Below are 25,211 nucleotides of genomic sequence, written 5' to 3' on the forward strand. Positions count from 1 at the left end.
AGGCTTGCAATTTGTTTTGAAGGGAAGATAATAAGACTATTATGAAGAAAAATACAAAAACAATTGGCATGATGGACTCTGGCATTGGCGGCTTAACCGTCTTAAAAGCCGCTGTCCAATCCATGCCAGCAGAAGCCATCGTTTATGTTGGCGATACAGCACGAATGCCTTATGGTCCTCGTGAACCAGAGGAAGTTGCTGATTTTACCAGACAAATTGCCGACTATTTAATTGGAAATCATGACATTAAGGCGCTGGTGATTGCTTGCAATACGGCAACTGCCTGCGCTTTACCTGGCTTACAAGAAGACTTAGCTATCCCGGTCATCGGTGTGATTGATTCCGGTGTTCAGTCAGCAGTTTTGGCTAGCAAGACGAAGAAAATCGGTGTTATTGCGACCGAGGGAACCGTGGATTCGGGTCAGTATCAGGCCGAAATTCAGGAAGCGGCGCCGGGTAGTCAGGTCTTTGCACAAGCAGAACCTGACTTTGTTCAATTCGTTGAACAAAACCGCTATCAAGATGCCGAGGTGGCAGAAATCGTTAAAGACCATCTGCAGCCCCTCAAAGAGGCGGGTATCGACACGTTGGTGCTTGGCTGTACGCACTTTCCGCTATTGGCAGATGTCATTCAACAGGCCCTGCCAGAGGTAACTCTAGTTGATCCTGGTGTTGCCACGGCGCAAAAATTAGCGACTATCCTGAAGGAACAGGACTTGTTGGCTGACAGCGACACGGCCGCTCGTCCAGAAAACAAACAGTACCAACTATACACAACTGGACCGGTCTCAACTTTTTCAACGATTGCCGAGCAATGGTTGGGATCAAAACACGATTGGCATTTTACCCATCTTAATTTACCGGCAACAGATTGATTGCAGTGAGTTAGTGACCAGCAGTCAGGTGCTCACCTGGCAAGAAGAGTAACCCTGATTTCTAAAAGAAGGAGTAACGATGACGCGCTTAATTATCGCAACTGGCAACGCCCATAAAGTGCAAGAAATAAAGGAGGCATTGGCCAAGCTCGATTTGGGCTGGGATATTTTGTCTTTAAAAGACTTGGATGAGGTCCCTGAAATTATTGAAGACGGCACAACCTTTGCCGAAAATGTTCATAAAAAGACGGCTGCTCTAGCGGCCGTCTATCCAGATGACTATATCATGGCTGATGATTCCGGGTTAACGATTGCAGCCTTAAACGGCGAGCCAGGAGTTTATTCGGCTCGCTATGCAGGCGACCACGATGATGATGCCAATAATGCCAAGGTTTTGGCTAAGTTAGCTGGAAAATCAGGACAGGATCGGCAGGCACAATTCACGACCGTACTTGAACTGGTTGGTCCTGGTAAAGAACCTTTGGTTGTTAGTGGCCATGTTGACGGTCAAATTACGGAAACAGAGATTGGCGACAACAAGTTTGGTTACGACCCAATCTTTTATTACGAGCCATTGCAAAAAACATTTGCCCAATTAACGGTGGTGGAGAAGAACCTGATTTCACACCGAGGTCGGGCTTTAGACAAGTTGGTCAAGGCACTACCGGATTGGCTAAATCAGTCAGGTCTTTGATTTGACAAGACGACCAGAATTGGCCGTCTTTTATTTTGCCAAGCAAGCAGAAAGGAGGCGGGCAAATGCGCTATAATAGTAATGATATGACTGATGAAAGCCCACAATTTAATACTTGGTTTGAAGGCCAAAATGAGACGGACGCATTGCTGCGTGATGCAGCAGAGAACGCTAGGGATCAGCAAGATGAGCTTTCCCTGCGACCCAAGTACTTGCGCGAATATATTGGTCAACAGCCATTAAAAGAGGAACTAGCGGTTTACCTTCAAGCTGCTAAAATGCGTGAAGAAGCCCTTGACCACGTTCTGCTTTTCGGACCGCCAGGGTTAGGAAAGACAACGTTAGCAATGATTATTGCTAATGAACTAGGCGTGCATCTGAAGACAGCCTCTGGTCCGGCAATTGAAAAGGGTGGCGATTTAGTCGCCCTGCTTAATGGTCTGGAACCAGGGGATGTGCTTTTTATTGATGAAATTCACCGTCTACCAACGGCGATTGAGGAAATGCTGTATTCCGCCATGGAGGATTATTTTATCGATATCATGGTCGGGCAGGGGCCGACTGCCAGAGCCGTTCATTTTCCTTTGCCACCCTTTACCCTAGTGGGTGCGACGACTAGGCCGGGGATGCTGTCTAAGCCTTTGCGTGACCGCTTTGGGATTATTAACTCCCTTGAATACTATCAGCCAGCAGACTTGCAGCAGATTGTGATTCGGACGGCCGATATTTTCGAGGCACCCATCACAAAGGACGGCGCCTATGCCGTGGCCTCCCGGTCACGAGGAACACCGCGAATTGCCAACCGGTTGTTGAAGCGGGTGCGCGACTTCGCCCAAGTTGCCGGAAAAGAAGCAATTGATACGGATTTGGTGGAAACAGCCTTAGATAAGTTGCGCGTTGATCAAAAGGGCCTCGATGATACCGACCACAAGTTACTAAATGCTATGATCGATTTTTATCATGGTGGTCCGGTGGGCCTTGCGACCATTGCTGCTAATATCGGGGAAGAAGCCGATACGTTGGAATCGATGGTGGAGCCTTACCTGTTGCAATTAGGCTTTATTCGCCGGACTCCAAGAGGTCGGGTGGTGACGGAAGCGGCCTACCAACATTTGGGCCGGTCGGTTCCTGAACCAAGGGACTGATTTGATCGTCCTTAACTGGCTAAGTATCCCAACTAGGGCGATTCTTTGCTCGAAAGCATAAACACTAACAGCCTGCTGGCTGTTGAATAAAAGAATTTAAAAGAGATTTATGACAGAAGAAAAACATTACCAATTATCAGATTTTGACTATGACTTGCCCCAAGAATTAATTGCGCAAACACCCTTAAAGGAGCGCGATACTTCTCGTCTCTTAGTGCTGAATGCCGAAACTGGGGCCTATGAGGACCGGCACTTTTATGACATTTTGGACTATTTGAACCCAGGCGATGCTTTGGTGATGAATAATTCACGAGTTTTGCCAGCCCGGTTACACGGAATTCGTCCGGAGACTGGTGGCCATGCCGAAGTTCTACTATTGCGCCAAGACCATGGGGATGTTTGGGAAACGTTGGTAAAGCCAGCTAAAAAGTCACCAATTGGCTCAACAATCATTTTCGGAGATGACCCTCAAAACCCCGTGATGACGGCAACAATTGTTGGCGAATTAGAACACGGTGGTCGCTATGTTGAATTTTCTTATGATGGCATTTTTATGGAACGCTTGAACGAGTTGGGTGAAATGCCTTTGCCACCATATATTAAGGAAAAATTGGCAGACCAAGAACGGTATCAAACGGTTTATTCCAAGGTGGATGGTTCAGCCGCTGCACCAACTGCCGGACTGCACTGGACACCAGAATTGCTGCAAAAGGTTGCTGATAAGGGCGTTGAGTTGGTGGAACTGACCTTGCACGTTGGTCTGGGAACCTTCCGACCAGTGGAAGAAGAAAACATTGAAGACCACCAGATGCATTCTGAATTTTATCAATTGAGTGCAGAAGCGGCGGACACGTTGAATAAGGTCCGTGAGCAGGGTGGCCGGATTGTTGCTACTGGAACGACGTCAATTCGAACGTTGGAGACAATTGGTTCGAAATTTGATGGGCAACTTCAGGCCGATTCTGGTTGGACGGAAATCTTTATTAAGCCTGGTTACAAGTGGCGAGTTGTTGATGCCTTTATCACTAATTTTCATTTGCCAAAGTCAACCTTGGTGATGTTGGTGGCAGCCTTTACCGGCCGCGAGAACATTTTGAATGCCTATCACCATGCGGTTGAGGCCAAGTACCGGTTCTTCTCCTTTGGGGATGCGATGTTTATTCATAAGTAAAATAAAAAAGCAGCTACCATTGATGTGAGCCCCGAAATTTGTTTGTCCAAATTTTGAGAATCACTACGGCAACTGCTTTTTTGTTGATTTAAATGTCTTTCAGGAAACTTATTCAGCCGCTTCAATGGCTTTGTGAACCATTGATAAGTCGGTTAAATCAGCAGCCTTAAAATCAGGGTTTTCGGTTGGCAAGACCTGTTCGATGGTATCGAACTTTTGCACCTTAACGGTGGCTGACAAAACTTTTCCGGTCAAAACGTGGCCAGAAAGGTCATGGTCATCGGAAAGGAAGTGAGAGTGGAAGCCGGCTACGGTTACGCCCTGGTAAATAGCTGGTGCGTAATAGGAAAGAAGACGGCCCTTAACTTTTGAACCGTGAAAGACCTGTTGCTTTTCGGCGGCTTCGGTTAGGGATGGGTATGGCTTTTGGCTACCCGCAGCCGAGCGAGTGGTCATGGTTTCGAATTCGCCTTCAATCAAGAAAGCCGCAAACTGATTTTGCGCTTGTAACTTGTCGATGGTGTCTTGTAAAACGGCTTCCAAATCAGCATTTTCCGCTGTTCCAAAATCTTTGAAATCACCGTGGTGAGCGGCTGCAAATGGGGAGCTGAAATTTTCGTCCGGTACTTCAGATTCGCCAGAAACCAAGGTATGGTAGGCTTTCCCATCTAAGATAATCAGTTCGCCATCTAGACCCTGGCCTGTGCCGATTCCAAAATCACCGTGTTGCAGGAGGTCGTGGATGGACATTGTCCCGTCTAAGAGGCTGTTAGCGAGTAGCTGCATCGTGCCAACTTGGAATAAAGTTGTTTTTGACATTCGTAAAAATCCTCTCAATTCTTTTGATTATTTTCATTGTACTCCTATCGACTGGGGGACTGACAAGAAATTTTTAAAATCAGGACAAAAAACCAGCAAAGTGCCCAGTGCTCAGCCAAATGACAGTGTTATAATATGGAATATGAAAAGCTATCAGACGAACAATCCAAAAGAAACCCAGGCGTTGGCTGAGCAATTAGCCAAGCTCGTTTACCCCGGCCTGGTGGTGACCCTCCAAGGAGACCTAGGCGCCGGTAAGACGACCTTTACTCAGGGACTGGCTAAGGCCTTAGGAATTACGAGTCGGGTAAAAAGCCCGACTTTTAATATTTTGAATACCTATGAGGAAGGGCGAATTCCACTGTATCATTTCGACGCTTATCGTCTTGAAAATATGGGGGCAGCCGACCAGGGATTCGAAGATTATTTGGGCACTGATGGCGTCACTTTGATTGAGTGGCCTCAGTACATGGCGGATTTGTTACCAAATGATCGCTTAGAAATGACCTTTACCCGCATGGCGGGCGCAGACTCTGACCGTGAAATTGTGGTTCGGGGGTTGGGCCAAGCCGCTCAAATTGAGGAGGACTTACACGGATGATTGCAGCACAATTTGACCACTATGAGTACTCAATGCTTGGCTTGGACCTCCAGCAGGCTCAGGCTGCCCAAGATTTGCTGGCGCAGCTCAAACAGGAATCGGATACTTTCGAATTAGCGGAAGTTCGTGATTCATTAGCAGCGTCTGATCAATCGTCAGTTGCAGAAGCTGATTTGAAACACGATGACCTGCCCAACAAGACTTGGTTGATTTGGGCCAAGCCATTGGGCCATGAAGAAGACAGTGACGCAGTTGCCATTGGCATTGCTTCAATTGCCGATGGGGAAGTTGGCTTGGCAATTTTGGCAGCCTTTCAGGGCCACGGACTGGGTCAATCAACGCTGGCAGCAATGGTTGTTTGGGCCGAAGAAGCCGGTTATGATCGTCTTTGGCTCGATGTTGACCTGGAAAATCAGGTTGCTCGTCACTTGTATAAAAAGCTTGGTTTCACGGAAGTCGGTGAAGAACCGGAGCCAATTGAACTACGGTCCGGCCGCCAAGCAAACCTAGTAAAAATGGAGTTACTGTTCTAATGAATTTTGTCGCTTTTGATTTTGAAACAGCCAATAACCAGCGTCATTCGGCTGTTTCACTTGCCTTGGTTGTCGTGCGTGACAACCAGGTGGTGGATCAATTTTATTCCTTGATTAAGCCACCAACACCGTTTTCAGCGCGGAATTCGCAAATTCATGGCATTTATCCAAAGGACGTTGTCAATGCGCCCACATTTGCAGAAATTTGGCCAACGATTGCGCCATTATTTACTGAGGAAAAACTCGTGGTGGCGCATAACGCTAATTTTGATGCTTCAGTTTTACGGGCTTGCCTAGACTATTATGGTCTGCCGGAAGCTCATTACCAACTGTTGGATACTGTGCAAACCTCGCGCCGGCTCTTGCCTGATTTACAAAACCATAAGCTCAACACGGTTTCTGCCGCTTTGAACATTCGTTTGGATCACCACCATAATGCGCTGGAGGATTCTTTGGCCTGTGCGGAGATTCTGATTTATCAAAGTGAACTTTTTGGAAATCAGGTCCTAAAAGAGTATGTTCGTAATAAATAAAGTGTGTTGATTGTGCTTTTCAAGAGGATATTAACGGCGTAATATTGTTCTTTAAATACATTTTTCAATGAATCGTTTAACTAGTCAGTACTGCTGTAAACCGCATGGTTGAGGCGTTTATGCTATAATATCGGTATGCAAACAAGTGAAGATGGTGGCTATCCTGGCTATCCTGGAAAGGTGGTGGTGCCTATGGTTTTAAAATCATAACCCCCAGCATCCTAGGAAAGGAGAAGCCTGATGTCCGTAGTGGATGTCTTAACATTGTTGTGGGCGTTTGGAATGTTTGTTCTAACGCTCATCGGCATTGTTATTGATCTCGTTAAATTAGGTCAAAAAAAATAACCATCCCAACTTTAGCCAGTTGATGGTTATTTAATCATTTACAGGCTAGCCACCGTTTAACGGGTTTGCTAGTAAAGCGGTGTTGCTCAAACAGCACCGCTTTTCTTATGCCCTCATTATATCACTTATAGAAAAAAAGACTAATGAATTACTAACGCAGTTTGAATAATTAGAAAAAATATTGATCTCGTTAAATTAGGTCAAAAAAAATAACCATCTAATCTTTCGCGAGCCGATGGTTATTTAATGATATAAAGGCTAGCCACCGTTTAACGGGTTTGCTAGTGAAGCGGTGTTGCTCAAATAACACCGCTTTTCTTATGCCTCTATTATATCACTTGTAGAAAAAAGGCTAATGAACTATTAGTACATTCGGTGATATATAGAAAAAATGATATAAATTACGATATAGCAGTTTTTAAGTTATTCTGAAACAGCATGAAAGAATTAGGATGCTGATAAGTAAGAAGCTATACAATAAAAATTTTATCGTATTACAATAGGTTGATTAGTTAATATGTTAATGCTAATTCAATTTAAAAAAGCATGGTGTTTTAGATGCTAGATACACCGTTGAAGATAAAATGAAAGAACGTTATCTAATAATATAACCAGTTGATATAACGTGTCTTATAAAAAGTAAAAGCCCATAACCTGGTGAATATCAGGATTGTGGGCTTTTGTGAAATTGATTATTGTGAATTTAGCTAAAAAGAATTGGTATGGCTCTCGGAAATGCTTGCTAGAGCTATTATTATTTTGTGAAATTATCTTTGATGAGACTCTTTGTGAGCGTGTTTATCTAAATAATAACCCATTAATAATGAAACAAAAAAATACACTACTATCGCTAAAATACTCTTGATCAATCCAAAATTAATTATCTTAAGCACAAAAAAAGTAAGCACATAGCACACAGTTGTACTCATCAAATAAAATAAAAAGTTTTTCTTCAAATATTGTTTCAAAATTCTCTCCAGTCTACACTTTCTGAATAAAAATTATCTTTGAGAATCATCATTAGATTTTTTTCCAAAGACCGCTGAAAGTAAAAAACAGTTCGAAATGACTGCTGAAAATGGAATAACAGCACCCCAAAAACCTTCTGATACGAAATCAAAAAATAGCCAATAGAGTTCAGCAATTAATATAGGTATCATGACAATTTTACAGAACTTTAGTATTTGTTGTTCAGTCATGCTTTTTTCTCTCCATTCTTTCTGAATAAAAATTATTTCTGTGAATTTTGATGAGACTTTTTTGGATGTATTGGAATATACTTTCGGACAAGGCAAATAGGATGATAAAGAGTACGATTGATAAAATCCAATTGACGTGCCAAATGAAATTAGTAATTAAAGCATGCAAGGCGAGTGCCACAGCAGCACTCCAATTGATGTAAGATAATACTTTTTTCATACTTCCTCTTTTCTTTGATTATCACTTAATTATATCAAAAAAAGAAGTCACTATATTTGCTGACGAATATAACAGAAGGACACTAATAGCCATGGCGCAAGTATAACTTGCTTTACGAATGATAGTCTTTCTTGCTAGTCTTATAAGAGTAAATTCTCTAAATTAAAGGTGAAAGACATGAGTTTCGAGCAAGATATTAAAAGACTTCGTCAAAGTAAGAAAATGACTCAGCAAGAATTAGCTGATATTCTACACGTCAGTCGCCAAACGGTGTCGACCTGGGAAAATGGGAAAAATTATCCTAGTTTGGAAATTTTGAGAAGCATTTGTGTTTTGTTTGATGTGTCTTTCGAACAAATTATGTTTGGAGAAGAAAACACAATGAAAAATAAGCAAGATATGGCGACGACAATTGATCGGGATGTAAAGTTAAAAACACGCTATAAAAAATTGACAATTACATTGGCAACGATTTTTGTGTTCTTTTGCGCTTGGATTGGTGTACTGATTTTTGGCTATTCAAAGGGAATTGCTACTATTGATCGTTGGAATCCTTTTTTGACGTATCAAGTATCCTATACAAAAATTCCAGATTTAACATCAGAAAAAAGCTATCGTGAATGGACGGCTTGGTATTCTGATAATGAAATGGGAACCTCTTGGACAAAGTTAACGCTATCAACTGGTGAAAATCCTGGTGTTGTGAAACCTTATGTGATGGCTTATCATAAGGGCAGTTATGTCAAAATAAGCCGAATTGTTCCTGCAAGCGAAGTTAGCACGCTTGTTCGAGGAGACCTTGAGGCTTTTGAAAAATATCAACAAGAAACATCCAAAATAGGTGCGAGCGATGATTCTAATTTTCAAAAGGATTTGGAAAAGAAAGTGCACCTCACTGATACAATTCGAACAATAAATAACAATTAACATTACAAAAGGGGGGGACGTTATGCGAATAAACAGTAGCGGCCCCCTTGTTATTAAATTTTTCTAAGCGATATAGTTGTTCTTCATCAAAGTGCATCTTGTCCATTTTTAGAAGAATAACTTATTTTTGATAAAAGCCCTCACCAGTGAGTTATCTCACCGACGAGGGCTTTATTTGCTATAAGTCGATGGTCAGCTCAATTGGAGCATGATCCTGTCTGGCACCGGTATCAACAACCTTGATATCTTGAACCTGACTGGCAATCCGGTTTGAAACTAAGTAATAGTCAATCCGCCAACCAGAGTTATTAATCTTAGATGTTTTAACTCGCTGTGCCCACCATGTATAGATATCTGCTTGTCCAGGGTTCTTGGCGCGCAGGGTATCGGTGTAACCGGCATCCAGCAACAAGGTAAACTTTTCGCGTTCCTCGTCTGTAAAGCCAGCGGAATGGTGGTTGGTGCTTGGATGCTTCAGGTCAATTTCTTCGTGGGCAACGTTAAAGTCACCGGAAAAGATGACGGGCTTTTTTTCATTCAAACCATCAATATAGGCCCGATAGGCATCATCCCATGCCTGACGGTCCTCAAGCCGGTCTAATTTTGAACCGGCATTGGGGGTGTAGACCGTGGAAACAAAGAAGTCTTTGTATTCAAGGGTGACAATCCGTCCTTCTTGGTCCATTTCACCAGGGGCGCCAATCGTTGGGTAGTCAACGGCAACTGGTTCTTCTTTAGCAATCATCATGGTACCAGCGTAAGACTTTCTGGCTGTTGATGAGTTGGTGTAAAAGTGATAATCCGGGAAGAGTTCAGTCAAGGCGGCTAGGTGTTTTTTAGTTAAGCCGGAGTCCTTGAGTTTCGTTTCCTGGATGGCGAGAACGTCTGGCTTTTGCGCAGCCAAATCAGATAAAACGCCCCAGGTCATCTTGCCACGATCTGAACTGTGTTCGACAGCGGCGTTAATGGAGTCGATATTCCACGAAATAAATTTCATTATGTCTCAGTATCCTTTGCTGATTTTAGTTGAGAGTAAACCCACTTTGGTAAATGCTGGTTAGAGCGTTGGGGTTTGGTCCGCCATTTCTTTCATGAAGGCCGGGAGGGCCTTAGCAATTTCGGTTGGTAAGGTGACGTAGGCCGTGTCCGCCAAACGCTCTGCAATTGCTGAATGACTGTAGACGGCTGCCAAAACGGCTCTATTTGTGTCTTGAAATTGAGCTACAAATGCCGCAATGATGCCGGCTAGCGTATCGCCCATGCCGCCAGTTGCCTGGTAGGGGCCACCGACCGTCAGTTGGTAAAGCTCATTTTCCAAGTATACCTGAGTCTGGTCAGACTTCAAAACCAAAATTGGTTCAGGATTCATGGCAACAAGGGCCTCCCAATTATTGTCTTCTTTTGCTTGGTCAGCGATGGCGACTTGGCCAAAACGTTGCCACTCCATTTGATGGGGCGTTAAGATGATTTGGCCCTGTGGTAGGGGCAGATTTTCCTGTGCCATCATGGTCAAGGCTGACCCATCCAAAATCACCTTATGCTTGTCGGTGAGTTCTTTTAGGACCTGCTTTAAAATGGTTAATTCATTTCCTAAACCAGAACCAATGAGGACGACGTCCACGCCGGCAATTAAATCCGATAGGTCTTGATGATAGTCAACGACCATGGCCTCTGGCAAGCGGGCGTGGAGGGCGGTTTTATTAACGGGGTCGGTGGCCACCGTGACCAAACCAGCACCACCGTAAATGGCGGCTTCGGCATTCATGATGGCTGCCCCGCCTAGGTCTTGGTTACCCGCGACGATTAAAATTTTGCCGAAAGTGCCCTTATGCGATTGGCGTGGTCGAACTTGAATCACTTCTTGCACGATTTTCTCAGTTAATTTAATCATTTTTCACCTCTCTGCTAAGCATTTTACGCCTAAGATGTGTATAATGAAAATAACTTAATGAGAAAATAATGAAAAAGGTGAGAGCGACTTCGGTCCCTTCCCACAAGGAGGTCTTTGATGATTGATTGGCAGGCAAAAGCTAAGGAAGAAGAACAGCCTTACTTGGCTGATTTGAAGGAGTTTTTGAAAATTCCTTCTGTTCGTGACGATAGCAAGAAGACGGCGGATGCACCGTTGGGACCCGGTCCAAAGGATGCGTTAGTTCACATTTTGGCCTTGGCCGACCGCGATGGCTTCACGACCAAGAACATTGATAACTTGGTTGGTTACATCGAAATCGGTCCCAAGGATGCCGATGAGTACGTTGCCTTGCTTTCTCACGTAGACGTTATGCCTGCTGGTGAAGGTTGGGAAACGGATCCTTTTGATCCCGTCATTGAAGACGGTAAGGTGATTGCCCGTGGGGCTTCTGATGATAAGGGACCCGGCTTGGCTGCCTATTACGGCTTTAAGATGATTCGTGATCTGGACTTGCCATTGAAGCGTCGCGTTCGCTTGATTTTCGGTACTGATGAAGAAAACGATTGGACGGGGATGACGCGCTATTTCGAAGTTGAACCAGCACCAGCCTTTGGTTTCTCCCCTGATGCCGAATACCCAATTATTAACGGTGAAAAGGGAAACTTGCAGGTGAACATCACTTCACCAGCAACTAACGGGGATGATGCTCAGTTGCTTTCGTTTGAATCAGGAATTCGGACGAACATGGTGCCAGGTGTTGCTCGCGCTGCCGTATCAGGTCTTGCTGCTGACCAGGTTGAAGCTGATTTTGCAGCCTTCTTGACTGATAATCCTCAGGTGTCTGGAACGGTGACAACAGACGGCGACCAATTGTCCTTTGAAGTCTTTGGTAAGCAAGTCCACGGTTCTTTGCCTGAAACGGGTGAGAACGCCGGAACTTACTTGGCAAAATTCTTGAAGCAATATGACTTTGGTGGCACAGCTGCGCACTTCCTTGCTTACTTGGGTGACTTGTCACACGATGATCCAACTGGTCAAAAATTAGGTGTCAACCATGTTGACGATGTGATGGGTGCCTTGTCAATGAACGTTGGAATTCAAAAGTTCGATTTGGAAAAGGGCGTTTACATCAACTTTAACTTCCGTTATCCAAAGGGAATCGAACCAGAATTTATCGAGGAAAAGTTAGCAAAGGCAATGCCAGCCTGGGACTACTCAGCCAAGATTGGTGGCCATGCACAAGTGCCACACTACGTTTCACCTGAGGATCCAGTTGTCAAAACTTTGTTGAACATTTACCACGAGCAAACTGGCCTAGAAGCACACGATCAAGTGATTGGTGGTGGGACTTACGGTCGTTTGATGAAGCGCGGGGTTGCCTTTGGGGCTTTGTTCCCCGATTCACCAGATACGATGCACCAAGTTGGCGAATTTGCCTTGGTTGATGACCTTGTCCGTTCAATGGGAATCTATGGTCAAGCCATCGTTGACTTAGCTAATTTGCCCGAATAAAAATCAGTAAAGTGATGCATGCTCTGAAAGTTAAATATTTTTTAGGGATGATATGCATCAAAGCCAGACTGTTGTCTGGCTTTTTTATTTTGGGGAATAATAATTGTCTTTGAAATGTAACCGCTTTACATTTGAAAATTAAAAGGCATGTTTTTTGATTTTCATATAATGTACCTAATTCGATTCAGAGAGAATTAGGGGAGTTAGAGAGATGAAAGCAGAAGACTTTTTTCACGAATATAGCCATCGCCACGAGAACGATGAACTTGTTGGCGAGATTGAAGAAACCCAAGACTACTGGCAAAAAATACGCCAATCACGGCGGGGACTCATCGGTTTTGCACTAGAAGAGCTTTTACGGACTGACGGGCAAATCATGGAAGCAAACCAAGTTTATGAACACCTGCTTGAGAAAAAGGCGGAACTGATTGCTCACGGTGGGTCCTATCCGTTAATGGAAGTCGACCTGCGTGAAGCTGGCTTTAATCATAAAATTGAGACAATCGATAAAATGGAAGTCATAACTGGCGACTATATGTGGGGGCAACAGAATAATACCTTTACTGTGGTTGGGGATGACCTCATCGCTTCTAGTTATTTTGTCAAAATGGGGACGGAAGAAACTGATGATTTAAACTTTAAAAGTGAGCGATTGATGACCAAGGCTGATTTTTTCCAGGCTTTGAAAGATCTTCGAGTTGGTAGCTGGGAGAGAAAGTACGTGAATGAAAGCGTCATGGACGGGACTCAGTGGAGTGTGCGTATTTACTTCAATCGCGGACTGGAAGTCTTGACTATCGAGGGTAGTAACGATTATCCAGAAAACATGGAAGAATTCAATCGTGTCTTTAATTTGGACTTGTTTGACGACGGGGATGCGGACGATGAGGGTGAGTTCGTCGAATTATGATGGTCAGAAGGTCATTAGCTAGTCAAAAAATGAAAATAATGAAAAAGAACCGCTATGCTAAGCTGATATGAACCTCGAAATTTGTTGATCCAAATTTCGGAGTTCATATCAAACAATAGTGGTTTTTATGTAAAAAGATTTAGTAGAATCCGCCAGCGAATCGGTATTTGCTAGTTAAACGGGGATGAAAAAATATTTATGCACGATATTTTTGGTCTAGTTTTTGAGTAAAAGGTGGCGGGTGACCCATCAATCATTGTGATTACTTGCTAATCGCCGTTAGCAACTTGGCCGCTGGCCTTGATAAAATCAGTCATTTGGTCTAAAATTATATAGAACTTATTTTTGGAGGATTTAACATGTCTAAATGGACAGCTGCTGCGGACGCAAACCGCGGTACACTAGAATTTTCAATTGCTCAAGCTGATGTACAAAAGGCCTTGAAGCCAGCATTTGACAAGAACAAGAACCAAATTGCCGTACCCGGTTTCCGTAAGGGTAAGGTACCAATGTCATTGTTCATGCAAAAGTTTGGTGAAGAAGCATTGTACCAAGACGTCATGGATATCGTTTTGCCAGCCGCTTATGACGCAGCTGTTGCTGAACAAGGCATCACAGTTGTTGGTCGCCCCGACATCATTCCAGTTTCAATGGACAAGGGTGCTGACTGGCAAATGAAGGCCGAAGTAGCCGTTGCCCCTGAAATCAAGTTGGGTGATTACACTGGTTTGTCTGTTGAAAAGCAAGACGCCACTGTATCAGACGAAGAAGTTGATGCTGAAATCAAGCGCCAACAAGAAAACCAAGCTGAATTGGTTTTGCAAGAAGACGGCACAAAGGCTGAAAATGGCGACACTGTTGTCATTGACTTTGACGGTTCTGTTGACGGCGACCACTTCGATGGTGGACAAGCTAAGGATTATTCTTTGGAATTGGGCTCAGGCTCATTTATCCCAGGATTTGAAGACCAATTGGTTGGTCATGTAGCCGGTGACGATGTTGACGTTAAGGTTACTTTCCCTGAAGAATATCAAGCTAAGGACTTGGCTGGTAAGGAAGCTTTGTTTGAAGTAAAGCTTCACGAAATCAAGCGCAAGTCATTGCCTGATTTGGATGATGAATTCGCCAAGGACGTTGATGAAGACGTTGACACTTTGGCTGAATTGAAGGAAAAGACAAAGAAGAACTTGCAAGAAGCACGTGACGAAGCAGCTAAGGATGCTTTTGAAGATGCTGCTGTGCAAGCCGCAGTTGACAACGCTGAAGTTGTTGGTGGCAACTTGCCAGAAGAGATGATCCACGAAGACGTTGATCGTCAAATGCAACAATACTTGGCTCAATTGCAACAACAAGGCATTTCACCAGAAATGTTCTTCCAGATTTCTGGTCAAACTCAGGAATCATTCCACAAGCAATTTGAAGAAGGTGCTGACAACCGCGTTAAGACAAACTTGGTTTTGGAAGCGATTGTTAAGGCCGAAAAGATTGATCCAAGCGCTGATGAAGTTGCTGCCGAAGTTAAGTCATTGGCTGATCAATACAATATTTCAGAAGAACAAGTTAAGCAATCATTGTCAGATGATTTGTTGAAGCACGACATTGCTATGAAGGCAGTCGTTGACAAGATTGTTTCATCTGCCAAGGCGAAGTAAGCCAGTGAAAAAGCCCGGTCGGGCTTTTTTTCTTACATAGCCTACTGATTTAGGCAGCTGTTCTTGTTGAACAAGCCGGCAAGCGAGTGCTAATGCCGGAGAAAGACGATATAGAGGGGGATATTATGGTCCAAACACCGAATGAAACCACTCCAGTCCACTGCTCTTTTTGTGGTAAGGATGCTGATGAAGTCAAGAAGCTAGTCGCTGGTCCTGATGGATTATATATTTGTAACGAGTGTATCGCATTGGCTGATCAAATCATCCAAGAAGAGATGCGGGTTGACCAACAGTCTGAGCAGTTGACTTTGCCAACGCCAAAGGAAATCGTTGAAAATCTAAACGATTACGTGATTGGCCAAGAAGATGCCAAGAAGACCTTGGCGGTGGCGGTCTATAACCACTACAAGCGCGTGAATGAAAATGCTTTGAAGACGACGGATGTTGAATTGCAAAAGTCAAACATCGCTTTGCTTGGGCCAACTGGGTCGGGAAAGACCTATTTAGCCCAATCATTGGCAAAGATTTTGCAGGTTCCGTTTGCCATTGCGGATGCAACAACGTTGACAGAAGCTGGCTATGTCGGTGAAGACGTTGAAAACATTCTGCTGAAGCTTTTGCAGGCCGCTGATTTTGATGTGGAATCTGCTCAGCGTGGTATTATCTATGTCGATGAAATTGACAAGATTGCTAAAAAATCAGAAAACGTTTCGATAACCCGTGATGTTTCGGGTGAAGGAGTCCAACAGGCTTTGCTGAAGATGTTGGAAGGAACGATTGCTTCCGTGCCACCACAAGGTGGTCGTAAGCACCCACAACAGGAGTTAATCCAAGTTGATACCACCAACATCCTCTTTATCGTTGGTGGTGCCTTTGCTGGCCTTGATACGTTGATTAAGGAACGTTTGGGAAGTCGAGTAATCGGCTTTGGTTCAAGCACATCAGATCAGGCCAAGGCTTTGGATAAGCCAAATGTTTTGAAGAATGTTGAACCAGAAGATTTGACAAAGTTTGGTTTGATTCCAGAATTTATTGGTCGTTTGCCAATTATCACGGTCTTGGATGAGTTGACGGTGGAGGATTTGACCCACATTTTGACGCAACCAAAGAACGCCTTGGTTAAGCAGTACCAAGCATTGCTTGGCTTGGATGGCGTTGAGTTGGAATTCCAGCCTGCTGCCTTGTCTGCCATGGCTGATTTGGCCATCGAACGGGGCACTGGTGCCCGTGGTTTGCGCTCAATCATTGAAAACGTCATGAAGGATACGATGTTTGATATCCCAAGTCGTGATGATATTGAAAAGGTTGTGATCACTAAGGCGTCAGTAACGTCAGGTAAGGCGCCTAACCTGGTTTTGAAGAAAGATGAAAAGGACTAAGTATGGACGTTCATAACGTTGAAATGGTGATGTCAGCGGTTTCACCAAGCCAATATCCTACGGACGGTCGGGCGGAATTTGCCTTGGTTGGTCGGTCAAATGTCGGCAAGTCATCATTGACGAACACCCTGATTAATCGTAAAAACTTTGCTCGGACTTCCGGTCAGCCTGGAAAGACCCAAACATTGAACTTTTATGATGTGGAGGGAAAGCTCTACTTCGTTGATGTTCCTGGTTATGGCTATGCAAAGGTTTCCAAAAAGAAGCGTGAAGCCTTTGGTCAGATGATTGAGACCTACATTAGTTCTCGTAAGCAGCTTCGTGGTGTGATTTCTTTGGTTGATGCGCGCCATAAGCCAAGTGAAGAGGACATCATGATGTACAATTGGTTGGCATATTACAATATTCCGGTTCTCTTGGTCGCAACTAAGTCTGACAAGATTGCCCGTGGGAAATTAAACCAATCTGAATCAATTATCAAAAAGGCAGTTGATTTTGATGATGAAAATTCTGATTTCCAATTTTTCTCTTCCGTTACTAAATCAGGAAAAGATGAAGTTTGGCAATGGATTGAAGACCGACTTTAAACTTATAAAAATACAACTATACCATTGACTATTTTTCGTTACTGTTTACAATGTTATGTAGGAGGTAATTGCAATGTCACAAGATACAGCAATTTTTGCTGGAGGATGTTTTTGGTGCATGGTCGAGCCATTTGACTCGTTACCAGGAATCGAAAAAGTTCGTTCCGGCTACACCGGTGGCCACGTGGCAAACCCAACCTACGAGGAAGTTTGCTCCCATACTACCGGGCATACCGAAGCAGTAAAGATTTGGTTTGACCCTGATAAGTTCTCTTACAAGGACTTGGTTGAACTTTATTGGCAAGTAGCTGACCCAACTGATGCGACTGGACAATTTGCTGATCGTGGTGATTCTTACCGCCCAGTAATTTTCGTTAATTCACCTGAGCAGCGCCAAATTGCCGAGGAGTCGAAGAAAGAATTGAACGAATCAGGTCGATTCGACAAGCCAATCTTGACGTCAATCGAGGATGCCAAGCCATTTTATGAGGCCGAGGAATACCACCAAGACTTCTATAAGAAGGACCCATTGCGTGAAGCAGCAATGATGGCCCCTCGACACGATTATCAAGCAAAGTATTGGGGGGACAAGTAGTCATGGCAAAGTATGATCAAGAAGAATTAAAGCAACGTTTAACACCTGAACAGTACGATGTGACGCAAAATGCGGCCACTGAACGTGCTTTTACTGGTAAGTATGACCAGTGGTGGAACGACGGCATCTTTGTTGATGTCGTTTCCGGTGAGCCACTTTTTTCATCAACCGACAAGTATGATTCTGGTTGTGGTTGGCCATCCTTTACCAAGGGAATTGATGACGCTGATTTGAATGAATCAACTGACAATTCTTTGGGCATGACGCGGACAGAAGTTCGTTCTGGGGAAGCTGACTCACACCTTGGTCACGTCTTTAATGATGGACCAGCTGAGCAAGGCGGATTGCGCTACTGCATCAATTCTGCAGCCTTGCGCTTTGTTCCCAAGGAAGACTTGGAAAAAGAAGGCTATGGTAAGTATTCTTACCTGTTTAATTAAATCAGTTTGACAGAAAATCGCTGCCCTGAGGGGTGGCGTTTTTTTGATGAACGCGAAGAACCTTTTCGTACTCAATTGACGGTAAAAGCCTTTCATAGCAAGGATTGCGCTTGATAATTGACGAAATGCCCGTTAAAATTGCGCAAATCCTAATCGCTTTTGCTAGTGCTTTCTTGGTAAATCAGTATACTGAGGTTAATGGAAATGAAAGAGAGAAGCACAATGAAATTTACCTTTAACGAGAACTTACTATCTTTGAGAAAAGAACATAATTTATCCCAGGAAAGTTTGGCAAATGAATTGTATGTCACCAGACAAACAATTTCCAAATGGGAAACTGGCGAGGTCACACCTGATTTGGCCAAGATTCAATCAGTTGCCGATTATTTTCACGTTCCGGTTGAAGAGGTTTTATTTGGTCAGCAACAATCATCAACATTAACCGGCGCAGTGAAGGACCGTGCCAAAAAGTTTTTTGAGGAAGATGAGGCTGACAAAGACTGGCACGAAAACCACCGTTGGCGCGAGTGGCAATATCGGCCGATTAATAATGGTTGGGAGTTTTTGGCACGCTATTATTGGATTCTATTTGGCTTAATTGGGATGATTGGCTGGCTCGTAAGCAAAAAATAAGAGATATTGGCATCTATTTTTAGGTAAAATGATTTTCAAAACAAAAGCGGACCGCATATTTGATATGCGGTCCGCTTTTTGTATTGAATTATAAGCTGTTTTCTAAGGATTTTAGTTCACTATTTAATAAATCAAGTGTGCTTGTATAGTGTTTAATACCGTATTCATAGGTAAAATATTGTTCCTTGGTCATATCTTTTGACCATTCGTCTATTTGGGAAGTGAGGAACTTTAGCTTTTCATTGGTACGAATAATCTGTTCTTTAGTATTTTTAATCAGAGTATTACGGTCTAAGTATTCGCCAAAATAAAAACGAATTAAGTAGTCGGATTTCAGTTTGTCTTCGTCTGGATCAGTTTTCAAAGCTTGCAAAAACTCTTTTTTTCCTTCGGAAGTAATTGAAAAGATATTTTTATTAGGTTTTCCTTCTTGTATTATTGTTTCCTTTGAAACTAATCCATCTTTTTCTAGTTTTTTTAAGGTAGGATAAATCATACCAAATCCGCCGTCAAAAAAATGGCTTAAACGTTTTTCGATTAACTCGTTGAGTTCATAACCAGTTAAATTTTTTTTGAACAAAAGCCCTAGAACAACATCTTTTCCTTTCAAACCCTGAACTCCTTAACATATAGTATTCTTTTTCATTGTATTATAACAAGATTATCGGTATAGTTTTTCTTTTTTTCGAGGAAAAATAAAAATACTGAATGTACCAAAGACCATGAATGGTAAAGCTGATTTATAAAGATTACTAAAAGCTAAGGTAAATTCCTTTTTAGAATTTTTCTTGATTAAATCGATTTTTTCGTTAATTTGTTCATCAATTGCTTTAATGTGAGTAGGTGACTCATTTGTTTTTGACTTGTATTTTTTGGCTTTGATTGATTCAATTGATTGTTTTTTCATTGAATCGATTACATTATGTGGCAAATGCAAGCTGACTATTTCTTGGTTGGAATAATTAATTGCTTTACGTTGTGCACTAGCTAAATTAGTATATAGACCACTGACAAAGATGGCGACTGCCATAGAGATTCCAACCTGGCGTAAAACGCTGGCCACGCTTTGTGAACTACTTAACTGATCTCCTTTAAAGTCTGCGGCCGCAATAACAGTGATTGGGCCGGTGATAATACCATAGCCCATGCCGACGAATGCACCACTGATCGATGACATAGCCACATTGTTTAAAGCGTTGAAGTTTGCATATAATTCGTATCCTATTCCCATTAATAAAAAGCCGATCAATACTAGCCATCGTGGCCCAATTTTTTCAAGTAGAAAACCGGACAAGGGAGACATAATAAAAATACAAAAGGTAATTGGTGTGATCATGTAAGAGGCGTTCAGCGTACTATAGTTTTCAATATTGACAAAATAATTTGGTAAAAGCACGGTTACAGCCACTAAAAATAGGTTGCTCAAAATAATAACAATTGCGGATGCTAAGAAATTACGATTTTTAAACAAATCCAACGAGATCATTGGTTCCTGTATTTTTGATTCAATAAGAATGAATACTATTAGAGAAATTAGTGCAACTAGAATCAAAGCAATCGTCGGTGCTGAAGTCCAACCCCATTGTCTTCCCTCAATTAGTACTGAGGTAAATGACGCTAGCATTGTGATGCCTAATAACGAACCAAAAAAATCAATACTTTGAACTGTTGATTGAATAATTGTCGTCTTTCTTAATGTTGGAATACCAAGGAAAATAATAATGACGGCTAAAGGAACATTGATAAAGAAAATCCAATGCCAAGTTAAATATTGAGTGATCATACCGCCGACAGTTGGTCCCATGGCTGATGCTAATCCTTGTGTTATACCTAAAATTGCAATTGTATTTGTTCTTGTTTTTCCTTCAATCAATTCAATTCCCATTGACATTGAAAGCGGAAAAAGAATTGCAGCACCAAAACTTTGAATGATTCGACCAATGAGTAAAATGATGAAGGTGAATGAAAATCCAGAAATTAATGAGCCAGTACCAAATAGCAATGCACCTAAAAAGAAAAATTTCTTTTTGCCATAAATCTCTGCAATTCTTGTTAAGGGAATTGTAAAAGAGGCAAAAATAATGGTGTAAGCATTTAAGGCCCAGGATAACGTATTGAGATTAGTATTAGTGGTAGCACTAATGGCTGGTAAAGCTACGTTCATGACTGTTGTATCAAGCATGCAGATAAAGATGCCGAGAATGAAAATAAACGATAAAGAGTATTTTTTGAACATTTCTCTCTTCCTTCTTATTGTTTTTGTTCATATTAACTTTGTTAGTATGTTTTTTTATATTAACATGATTAATATAAAAATGAAAATAAGGTTTAGAAAAATTGTTTAAATGTTCTTAATATGGATGAAGCAAATTTTTCTTAAAAAATAAAACTAAGTAGCGTTTTCGCTTTAATATCTGCGAAAGAACTCTAATGAAATTAATTAAAAAAGGCTGGATGTCAGGAGTCCGAACACATAATTAATTGATGTCAGGAAAGCTGAGGTGATGTCTGTTAAATCAGTTTGACCGTGGTAGAATGGTGCAAATTAAAGAAATTCTAATTGTGTTTGGAAAGGAAGCAACCATGGTAAAAAGTTATGTTGTCGACGCGTTTGCAAGTGAGATTTTTAAGGGTAATACGGCGGCAGTCCTCTTCGTTGATCATTTCCCAAGTGATGAAATGATGCAAAATATTGCAATGGAAAATAAGCTTTCTGAAACAGCTTTTGCTGTTAAAAAAGATGACAACCACTATGATTTACGGTGGTTCTCACCAGCCGGTGAGATTGACCTTTGTGGTCACGCTACCTTGGCTACCGGTTTCTTAGTCTTTCAAAAGGCGGCTCCAAAAGATGGACAGTCAGTGGTTTTCAACACCATGAGTGGTGATTTGACGGTCACAAAGAAGGGTGACCTGTATGAAATGGACTTCCCAACTTACGATTTGAAGGCAATTCCTGTAACGGAAGCCATGACGGAAGCCTACGGTGCCCGACCAGATGCTGCCTATCTTGGACGTGATTTGGTCTGTGTTTTCCCACAGGGCACGGCAATTGCTGAGATGGATCCTGATATGGAAAAGCTGAAAAAATTAGATGGGATGGCCCAACACGCTACAGCCATCGTGGATGATGAATATGATTGTGTATCACGATCATTTGCACCTAAGTTAGGAATTAACGAAGACCCTGTCTGTGGTAGCGGTCACTGTCATATCGCCCCATACTGGTCAGAACGACTAGGTAAGCACCAATTGACTGCTTACCAGGCTTCACCACGGTCAGGTGTCCTTCACTGCGATTATGAGGGTAAGCGGACTAAGCTAAGCGGTGAGGCGGTGCTTTATTCTGAAAATGAAGTGAACTTAGCGATTTAAAAATAGCTCATCGAAGCCAATTTTATTAGGTGTACGGGAAAATATTCCGTGCACCTTTTTAGTGAAATACGATAATTTTGTAAAGCAAAAATCCCTCACTGATTCAATCAGAAGGGATTTTGTTGGTTTAGATTTTAGAAAAATATAAAGGCACTATTAATACTTGATGTAAAAACCAAATGATGAATACAGTTGTTTTTCAACAGGTAACCTTAATCTTTTTGCTTTTACTTTACTCTTTGAAATGATTTTTTTAACGTTATTAACTTCTGAATATTGAGCCAGTTCTTGTTTCTTAACGTTTAAAATAATTAATTGATTGTCTTTTGAAAAGTCCACGAACGTAATACGGTATTGTTTTTCTAACTCAATAATACCCCATAGGAAGTAAGGAGTTCTATTAGTAGAATAAAACAAGTTCTTGATTCTACGAAAGGAATTTTTCTTAATCCATTCATTAACCTCTGCCATATCATTCAGCTGGAGTATGTCTGTTTGAAATGATAATCTAATTGATTTTCGAATTTGAACAATGAATTTAATCCAAAATATTAATAAGATATATTCAAGAATAATCAGGGCCATATCTAAAAATACTACAATATTCATTTTATTCGAGATTATAAGTGAAAGGTCCGGAAGAAGAACCATCGTACTAAAAATAATTCCGAGTAGAAAGAACAATATTTGCCATTTTAAATTTTTTTGTGCCGTTATCTTCAGCACCTTGTTAACTTTTCTCAACTCATCCATAACGGTCATTTTACCTATAAATTTTTATACAAAATCAAAAGTACCTAACATTATTCCAAGGACTATGACAACGATACTTGCGGTACCAACTGCTTTTGTCGTTTCTTCAGGCAACTCATTTAAATTACTTAAAGTCGCGACAATCGTACTGGTTAAGCCAAATCCAATTTGATTATTTAGGCTGAAGCCACCACCTTGAATGAGAGCTAACATGCCTTGAGCAGTCTTTTGCATAGCAAGATCAGCTGGATTTTTAAGTTGCTTGACGAGTTCTTTTTGTGTGTAAGTCCAATTCACATCAATGTCAAAGACAATCACGTCCTGGTTGATAAAAGTATCGTTTTGGGGTTTTATTTTTTCATCTGAAATCGTAATGGTTAAGTGATTAATATATAATGTTTTCTTATTTAGTTCTGTATTAAGCGTTACGTAGCCCGACTCTAGTCCAGCGGTAAATTGGTTCATCATGCCAGCAATATTTGCTCCAAAAAGAAAACCGTGGCTTGAAAAATCAGCAGAAATCGCAGAATCAATTTTACCGTTTTTGATTGGATAAGTGAATGTCAGGGGAGTATCGATATTGAGTGAACTAACGTTTTTGTATGAAACCGTAACCTTTAATGATTCGCTGTTAATTAGGACGTAGGATTTACCATTTAGCTCGATATTATGATTGGCCATAAGTCGTTTCATGAGTTTCCAGTTAGAGCGTTTTACCCAACCATCAACAGCCCGAGATTCGACTAAGTTTGTTACACCTTCATCTTCATGGGAAACGGCAACCTTATCACGACCTGGAAGATTTCCTTGAGGACCGACCTCATCGAATTGATCAAATGACCAATTAAGCGGCTGCGAAAAGCCTAAATTACCGGAGTAACCGGTGGACATGTTGGACACATAAGCAAACTTAACGGAAGAGACGTCATTGGAAACCATCGTACAAGTGTTTCGGGTACCGTAAACCCCAATTTGATAATGTTTGATGGCCTTCGCGACGCCGCGGAAGTATGGGATAGCATGACGATTATTTTCATATTCCGTCATATCGGTATCAACAGCAAAATAAATGGTATGGTGATCTGGTATTCCTAAAGCGAGGGCTGCTCGAACGGCTGCGCTACCATCGTGAAGTCCGCTTTTAAATGTATAATCTGAGACATCGCCCGTATTGTCTTGGTAGATTGGAACCAGGTGCAAACCAGACTGAATAATCATTTCGGCTTCGGACCGTGTTAGATTTTTAGCGGTCTTTTTAGCACCAACGCCAACAGTTCCGGTTAGGTAGCGCCCAACGAAATTGACTTCATCACTAACTAGGGCTTGAATGTGATCGTGGGTTAGCTGGGTGGCGGTATCGATTCCAAAATAATAACGGTTAGCATTTCCGGCTGATGACATCAGTGAATTCACCGTGATATAGTCGGGTTCGCCATCAACCTTTGGGCTGAGGTGCATAAAAGACTGGAAAGCACGCAAATTTTGCTTTGTGACATTATCCAGGGCACCAGTGAATGAAACGTGAGGCAGACCTTTTTCTTGATTAAAGTCTTTCATATTGACGTAAAGTGCATATTGAACAATTTTGATTAAGTTTGTGGCAAGACCGTTAAAATATGCAGCTCGATAATTCGAGCTATTGGCAGGACCCCAATAGCCATTAGCAACTTGGCTTAACTGTAGTTCTACTTGCGCTCCATAAATCAGTGCTTGATTTGTTGCACGTTGGTAAATCCCATCCGTTGGCAAAATACCAGTGACGTCTTGGTATTTCTGATTTAATTGCTGTTGCATGCGGCGAATATTCGTATCGCCACCTGGTACTAAAGCAAAAGCTGACATATCAAGCACGAGCAAGGCGAGCATTTAGATGCCCGTCTGATGGTAAACCAGCGGCCTGTTGGAAAAGTTTGACGGCGGTCACCGTTTTTTCGGAGTATTGACCATCAAAGGCCTCGGGAGAAAAACCTTTTGCCCAAAATGCCCCTTGGATTAAGTAAACAAAGTTATTAGAGTATCCAGGAGCCAGTAGTGGAGTTACTTTATTATCAAACTGTCGGCTTGTTTGCTCACCAAAAGCAGCTTCTCGGTCGGAAGTGAGAGGAATGCCTAACTCATACTGTAGACCTTTAATGAGCGCATAAATCGTTGGCCAACCTGTCGAACCACTTTCGTTAACTTGATTGAAATTAGGAATTTTGCCATATGTCTTGTTTAACCATTTTTGCGTTGCAAGAACTTGATAATCCATTGAGTGACCTTCTTTCGAGTTGTATTTTGAATGCGGGACAGAAACATTGCTGACGAAAACGTTAAAGGCAGTGGGCTTATTCTCCGGTAATAAGATTTTGGGCTTTAAGGTGCTCGTCTTTTAGTTAGACGTAAAAATAGCGGTAGCATT

General features: G+C 42.1%; 27 protein-coding genes. 18 read left to right on the top strand and 9 right to left on the bottom strand.

Going from position 1 to position 25,211, the window contains the following annotated elements; translation table 11 throughout:
- The first annotated feature begins 41 nt into the window (after window positions 1-41).
- From murI to queA, 4 genes are all read left to right on the top strand, one after another.
- A complete protein-coding gene (gene murI / locus AABI08_RS00200) occupies window positions 42-875 on the top strand; it encodes a glutamate racemase (RefSeq protein ID WP_338343295.1) in 834 nt (277 codons plus the stop codon).
- A 79-nt stretch (window positions 876-954) separates the two neighbouring features.
- Complete coding sequence (locus tag AABI08_RS00205) at window positions 955-1,569, top strand: XTP/dITP diphosphatase (protein WP_338343294.1); 615 nt, start codon at window positions 955-957, stop codon at window positions 1,567-1,569.
- An 86-nt stretch (window positions 1,570-1,655) separates the two neighbouring features.
- Window positions 1,656-2,714: a Holliday junction branch migration DNA helicase RuvB gene (gene ruvB, locus AABI08_RS00210; protein WP_338343333.1), complete on the top strand. Its 1,059-nt coding sequence runs from the start codon at window positions 1,656-1,658 to the stop codon at window positions 2,712-2,714.
- Between the two features lie 109 nt (window positions 2,715-2,823).
- Complete coding sequence (gene queA, locus AABI08_RS00215) at window positions 2,824-3,885, top strand: tRNA preQ1(34) S-adenosylmethionine ribosyltransferase-isomerase QueA (protein ID WP_338343293.1); 1,062 nt, start codon at window positions 2,824-2,826, stop codon at window positions 3,883-3,885.
- A 108-nt stretch (window positions 3,886-3,993) separates the two neighbouring features.
- Here the strand turns inward: queA and budA are convergent, their stop codons facing one another.
- Window positions 3,994-4,704 carry an acetolactate decarboxylase gene (budA, locus tag AABI08_RS00220; RefSeq protein ID WP_338343292.1) on the bottom strand — a complete coding sequence of 237 codons (711 nt, stop codon included), beginning with the start codon at window positions 4,702-4,704 and terminating at the stop codon, window positions 3,994-3,996.
- A 142-nt stretch (window positions 4,705-4,846) separates the two neighbouring features.
- Here budA and tsaE point away from each other — a divergent pair, with 142 nt between their 5' ends.
- From tsaE to AABI08_RS08400, 4 genes are all read left to right on the top strand, one after another.
- The gene (gene tsaE / locus AABI08_RS00225; RefSeq protein WP_059393287.1) at window positions 4,847-5,305 is read left to right on the top strand and encodes a tRNA (adenosine(37)-N6)-threonylcarbamoyltransferase complex ATPase subunit type 1 TsaE; all 459 of its coding nucleotides are present in this window, start codon (window positions 4,847-4,849) and stop codon (window positions 5,303-5,305) included.
- A complete protein-coding gene (locus AABI08_RS00230; RefSeq protein WP_338343291.1) occupies window positions 5,302-5,838 on the top strand; it encodes a GNAT family N-acetyltransferase in 537 nt (178 codons plus the stop codon). The genes tsaE and AABI08_RS00230 overlap by 4 nt, the downstream gene beginning before the upstream one ends.
- Window positions 5,838-6,371, top strand: a complete 534-nt coding sequence (locus tag AABI08_RS00235) for a 3'-5' exonuclease (protein WP_047975703.1) — start codon at window positions 5,838-5,840, stop codon at window positions 6,369-6,371. The genes AABI08_RS00230 and AABI08_RS00235 overlap by 1 nt, the downstream gene beginning before the upstream one ends.
- A 240-nt stretch (window positions 6,372-6,611) precedes the next feature.
- On the top strand, window positions 6,612-6,716 hold the full coding sequence (locus AABI08_RS08400; RefSeq protein ID WP_083994338.1) for a putative holin-like toxin: 105 nt from the start codon (window positions 6,612-6,614) through the stop codon (window positions 6,714-6,716).
- Between the two features lie 1,001 nt (window positions 6,717-7,717).
- Here the strand turns inward: AABI08_RS08400 and AABI08_RS00240 are convergent.
- Window positions 7,718-7,915 (bottom strand): hypothetical protein, encoded by a 198-nt coding sequence (locus tag AABI08_RS00240; protein WP_338343290.1) that lies wholly within the window; start codon window positions 7,913-7,915, stop codon window positions 7,718-7,720.
- Window positions 7,916-8,312: 397 nt separating this feature from the next.
- Between AABI08_RS00240 and AABI08_RS00245 the strand changes: the two genes are divergently transcribed.
- Complete coding sequence (locus AABI08_RS00245; protein WP_338344043.1) at window positions 8,313-9,062, top strand: helix-turn-helix transcriptional regulator; 750 nt, start codon at window positions 8,313-8,315, stop codon at window positions 9,060-9,062.
- A gap of 178 nt (window positions 9,063-9,240) precedes the next feature.
- On the opposite strand, the gene AABI08_RS00250 is transcribed toward AABI08_RS00245, so the two are convergent.
- Window positions 9,241-10,059: an exodeoxyribonuclease III gene (locus AABI08_RS00250; protein WP_338343288.1), complete on the bottom strand. Its 819-nt coding sequence runs from the start codon at window positions 10,057-10,059 to the stop codon at window positions 9,241-9,243.
- Window positions 10,060-10,119: 60 nt separating this feature from the next.
- Entirely contained in the window at window positions 10,120-10,953 is an 834-nt protein-coding gene (locus AABI08_RS00255; protein ID WP_338343287.1) for an NAD(P)H-hydrate dehydratase, read from the bottom strand.
- 114 nt (window positions 10,954-11,067) lie between these two features.
- Here AABI08_RS00255 and pepV point away from each other — a divergent pair, with 114 nt between their 5' ends.
- From pepV to AABI08_RS00295, 8 genes are all read left to right on the top strand, one after another.
- Window positions 11,068-12,486 carry a dipeptidase PepV gene (pepV, locus tag AABI08_RS00260; RefSeq protein WP_338343286.1) on the top strand — a complete coding sequence of 473 codons (1,419 nt, stop codon included), beginning with the start codon at window positions 11,068-11,070 and terminating at the stop codon, window positions 12,484-12,486.
- A gap of 211 nt (window positions 12,487-12,697) precedes the next feature.
- Window positions 12,698-13,396 (top strand): hypothetical protein, encoded by a 699-nt coding sequence (locus AABI08_RS00265; protein ID WP_338343285.1) that lies wholly within the window; start codon window positions 12,698-12,700, stop codon window positions 13,394-13,396.
- Window positions 13,397-13,755: 359 nt separating this feature from the next.
- Complete coding sequence (gene tig, locus AABI08_RS00270) at window positions 13,756-15,048, top strand: trigger factor (RefSeq protein ID WP_338343284.1); 1,293 nt, start codon at window positions 13,756-13,758, stop codon at window positions 15,046-15,048.
- A gap of 125 nt (window positions 15,049-15,173) precedes the next feature.
- Window positions 15,174-16,427 (top strand): ATP-dependent Clp protease ATP-binding subunit ClpX, encoded by a 1,254-nt coding sequence (gene clpX / locus AABI08_RS00275; protein WP_338343283.1) that lies wholly within the window; start codon window positions 15,174-15,176, stop codon window positions 16,425-16,427.
- Between the two features lie 2 nt (window positions 16,428-16,429).
- On the top strand, window positions 16,430-17,014 hold the full coding sequence (gene yihA / locus AABI08_RS00280) for a ribosome biogenesis GTP-binding protein YihA/YsxC (protein WP_168778546.1): 585 nt from the start codon (window positions 16,430-16,432) through the stop codon (window positions 17,012-17,014).
- Window positions 17,015-17,087: 73 nt separating this feature from the next.
- A complete protein-coding gene (gene msrA / locus AABI08_RS00285) occupies window positions 17,088-17,609 on the top strand; it encodes a peptide-methionine (S)-S-oxide reductase MsrA (RefSeq protein WP_059393265.1) in 522 nt (173 codons plus the stop codon).
- 2 nt (window positions 17,610-17,611) lie between these two features.
- On the top strand, window positions 17,612-18,049 hold the full coding sequence (gene msrB, locus AABI08_RS00290; RefSeq protein ID WP_338343282.1) for a peptide-methionine (R)-S-oxide reductase MsrB: 438 nt from the start codon (window positions 17,612-17,614) through the stop codon (window positions 18,047-18,049).
- A 222-nt stretch (window positions 18,050-18,271) separates the two neighbouring features.
- Window positions 18,272-18,682: a helix-turn-helix transcriptional regulator gene (locus AABI08_RS00295; protein WP_338343281.1), complete on the top strand. Its 411-nt coding sequence runs from the start codon at window positions 18,272-18,274 to the stop codon at window positions 18,680-18,682.
- A gap of 88 nt (window positions 18,683-18,770) precedes the next feature.
- On the opposite strand, the gene AABI08_RS00300 is transcribed toward AABI08_RS00295, so the two are convergent.
- On the bottom strand, window positions 18,771-19,292 hold the full coding sequence (locus AABI08_RS00300; RefSeq protein ID WP_338343280.1) for a PadR family transcriptional regulator: 522 nt from the start codon (window positions 19,290-19,292) through the stop codon (window positions 18,771-18,773).
- A gap of 51 nt (window positions 19,293-19,343) precedes the next feature.
- On the bottom strand, window positions 19,344-20,918 hold the full coding sequence (locus AABI08_RS00305; RefSeq protein WP_338343279.1) for an MFS transporter: 1,575 nt from the start codon (window positions 20,916-20,918) through the stop codon (window positions 19,344-19,346).
- Between the two features lie 347 nt (window positions 20,919-21,265).
- On the opposite strand from AABI08_RS00305, the gene AABI08_RS00310 reads away from it, so the two are divergent.
- Complete coding sequence (locus AABI08_RS00310; protein ID WP_338344048.1) at window positions 21,266-22,057, top strand: PhzF family phenazine biosynthesis protein; 792 nt, start codon at window positions 21,266-21,268, stop codon at window positions 22,055-22,057.
- A 156-nt stretch (window positions 22,058-22,213) separates the two neighbouring features.
- Here the strand turns inward: AABI08_RS00310 and AABI08_RS00315 are convergent, their stop codons facing one another.
- Genes AABI08_RS00315 through AABI08_RS00325 form a run of 3 tightly spaced genes read right to left on the bottom strand, consistent with a single transcriptional unit; the run spans window position 22,214 to window position 25,061 of the window.
- Window positions 22,214-22,819 carry a hypothetical protein gene (locus AABI08_RS00315; protein WP_338343278.1) on the bottom strand — a complete coding sequence of 202 codons (606 nt, stop codon included), beginning with the start codon at window positions 22,817-22,819 and terminating at the stop codon, window positions 22,214-22,216.
- Window positions 22,820-22,834: 15 nt separating this feature from the next.
- On the bottom strand, window positions 22,835-24,676 hold the full coding sequence (locus tag AABI08_RS00320) for a glycoside hydrolase domain-containing protein (RefSeq protein ID WP_338344051.1): 1,842 nt from the start codon (window positions 24,674-24,676) through the stop codon (window positions 22,835-22,837).
- Complete coding sequence (locus AABI08_RS00325) at window positions 24,654-25,061, bottom strand: peptidoglycan-binding domain-containing protein (protein ID WP_338344053.1); 408 nt, start codon at window positions 25,059-25,061, stop codon at window positions 24,654-24,656. Before AABI08_RS00325 ends, AABI08_RS00320 begins: the two co-directional genes overlap by 23 nt.
- Between the last annotated feature and the right edge of the window lie 150 nt (window positions 25,062-25,211).

The sequence above is a fragment of the Fructobacillus evanidus genome (assembly GCF_963580165.1).
Lineage (GTDB): Bacteria > Bacillota > Bacilli > Lactobacillales > Lactobacillaceae > Fructobacillus > Fructobacillus evanidus.

Coding starts and splice junctions, on each gene's coding strand:
- murI (WP_338343295.1), top strand. CDS start 42: ATGAAGAAAAATACAAAAACAATTGGCATGATGGACTCTGGCATTGGC.
- AABI08_RS00205 (WP_338343294.1), top strand. CDS start 955: ATGACGCGCTTAATTATCGCAACTGGCAACGCCCATAAAGTGCAAGAA.
- ruvB (WP_338343333.1), top strand. CDS start 1,656: ATGACTGATGAAAGCCCACAATTTAATACTTGGTTTGAAGGCCAAAAT.
- queA (WP_338343293.1), top strand. CDS start 2,824: ATGACAGAAGAAAAACATTACCAATTATCAGATTTTGACTATGACTTG.
- budA (WP_338343292.1), bottom strand. CDS start 4,704: ATGTCAAAAACAACTTTATTCCAAGTTGGCACGATGCAGCTACTCGCT.
- tsaE (WP_059393287.1), top strand. CDS start 4,847: ATGAAAAGCTATCAGACGAACAATCCAAAAGAAACCCAGGCGTTGGCT.
- AABI08_RS00230 (WP_338343291.1), top strand. CDS start 5,302: ATGATTGCAGCACAATTTGACCACTATGAGTACTCAATGCTTGGCTTG.
- AABI08_RS00235 (WP_047975703.1), top strand. CDS start 5,838: ATGAATTTTGTCGCTTTTGATTTTGAAACAGCCAATAACCAGCGTCAT.
- AABI08_RS08400 (WP_083994338.1), top strand. CDS start 6,612: ATGTCCGTAGTGGATGTCTTAACATTGTTGTGGGCGTTTGGAATGTTT.
- AABI08_RS00240 (WP_338343290.1), bottom strand. CDS start 7,915: ATGACTGAACAACAAATACTAAAGTTCTGTAAAATTGTCATGATACCT.
- AABI08_RS00245 (WP_338344043.1), top strand. CDS start 8,313: ATGAGTTTCGAGCAAGATATTAAAAGACTTCGTCAAAGTAAGAAAATG.
- AABI08_RS00250 (WP_338343288.1), bottom strand. CDS start 10,059: ATGAAATTTATTTCGTGGAATATCGACTCCATTAACGCCGCTGTCGAA.
- AABI08_RS00255 (WP_338343287.1), bottom strand. CDS start 10,953: ATGATTAAATTAACTGAGAAAATCGTGCAAGAAGTGATTCAAGTTCGA.
- AABI08_RS00265 (WP_338343285.1), top strand. CDS start 12,698: ATGAAAGCAGAAGACTTTTTTCACGAATATAGCCATCGCCACGAGAAC.
- tig (WP_338343284.1), top strand. CDS start 13,756: ATGTCTAAATGGACAGCTGCTGCGGACGCAAACCGCGGTACACTAGAA.
- clpX (WP_338343283.1), top strand. CDS start 15,174: ATGGTCCAAACACCGAATGAAACCACTCCAGTCCACTGCTCTTTTTGT.
- yihA (WP_168778546.1), top strand. CDS start 16,430: ATGGACGTTCATAACGTTGAAATGGTGATGTCAGCGGTTTCACCAAGC.
- msrA (WP_059393265.1), top strand. CDS start 17,088: ATGTCACAAGATACAGCAATTTTTGCTGGAGGATGTTTTTGGTGCATG.
- msrB (WP_338343282.1), top strand. CDS start 17,612: ATGGCAAAGTATGATCAAGAAGAATTAAAGCAACGTTTAACACCTGAA.
- AABI08_RS00295 (WP_338343281.1), top strand. CDS start 18,272: ATGAAATTTACCTTTAACGAGAACTTACTATCTTTGAGAAAAGAACAT.
- AABI08_RS00305 (WP_338343279.1), bottom strand. CDS start 20,918: ATGTTCAAAAAATACTCTTTATCGTTTATTTTCATTCTCGGCATCTTT.
- AABI08_RS00310 (WP_338344048.1), top strand. CDS start 21,266: ATGGTAAAAAGTTATGTTGTCGACGCGTTTGCAAGTGAGATTTTTAAG.
- AABI08_RS00315 (WP_338343278.1), bottom strand. CDS start 22,819: ATGACCGTTATGGATGAGTTGAGAAAAGTTAACAAGGTGCTGAAGATA.
- AABI08_RS00320 (WP_338344051.1), bottom strand. CDS start 24,676: ATGCTCGCCTTGCTCGTGCTTGATATGTCAGCTTTTGCTTTAGTACCA.
- AABI08_RS00325 (WP_338344053.1), bottom strand. CDS start 25,061: ATGGATTATCAAGTTCTTGCAACGCAAAAATGGTTAAACAAGACATAT.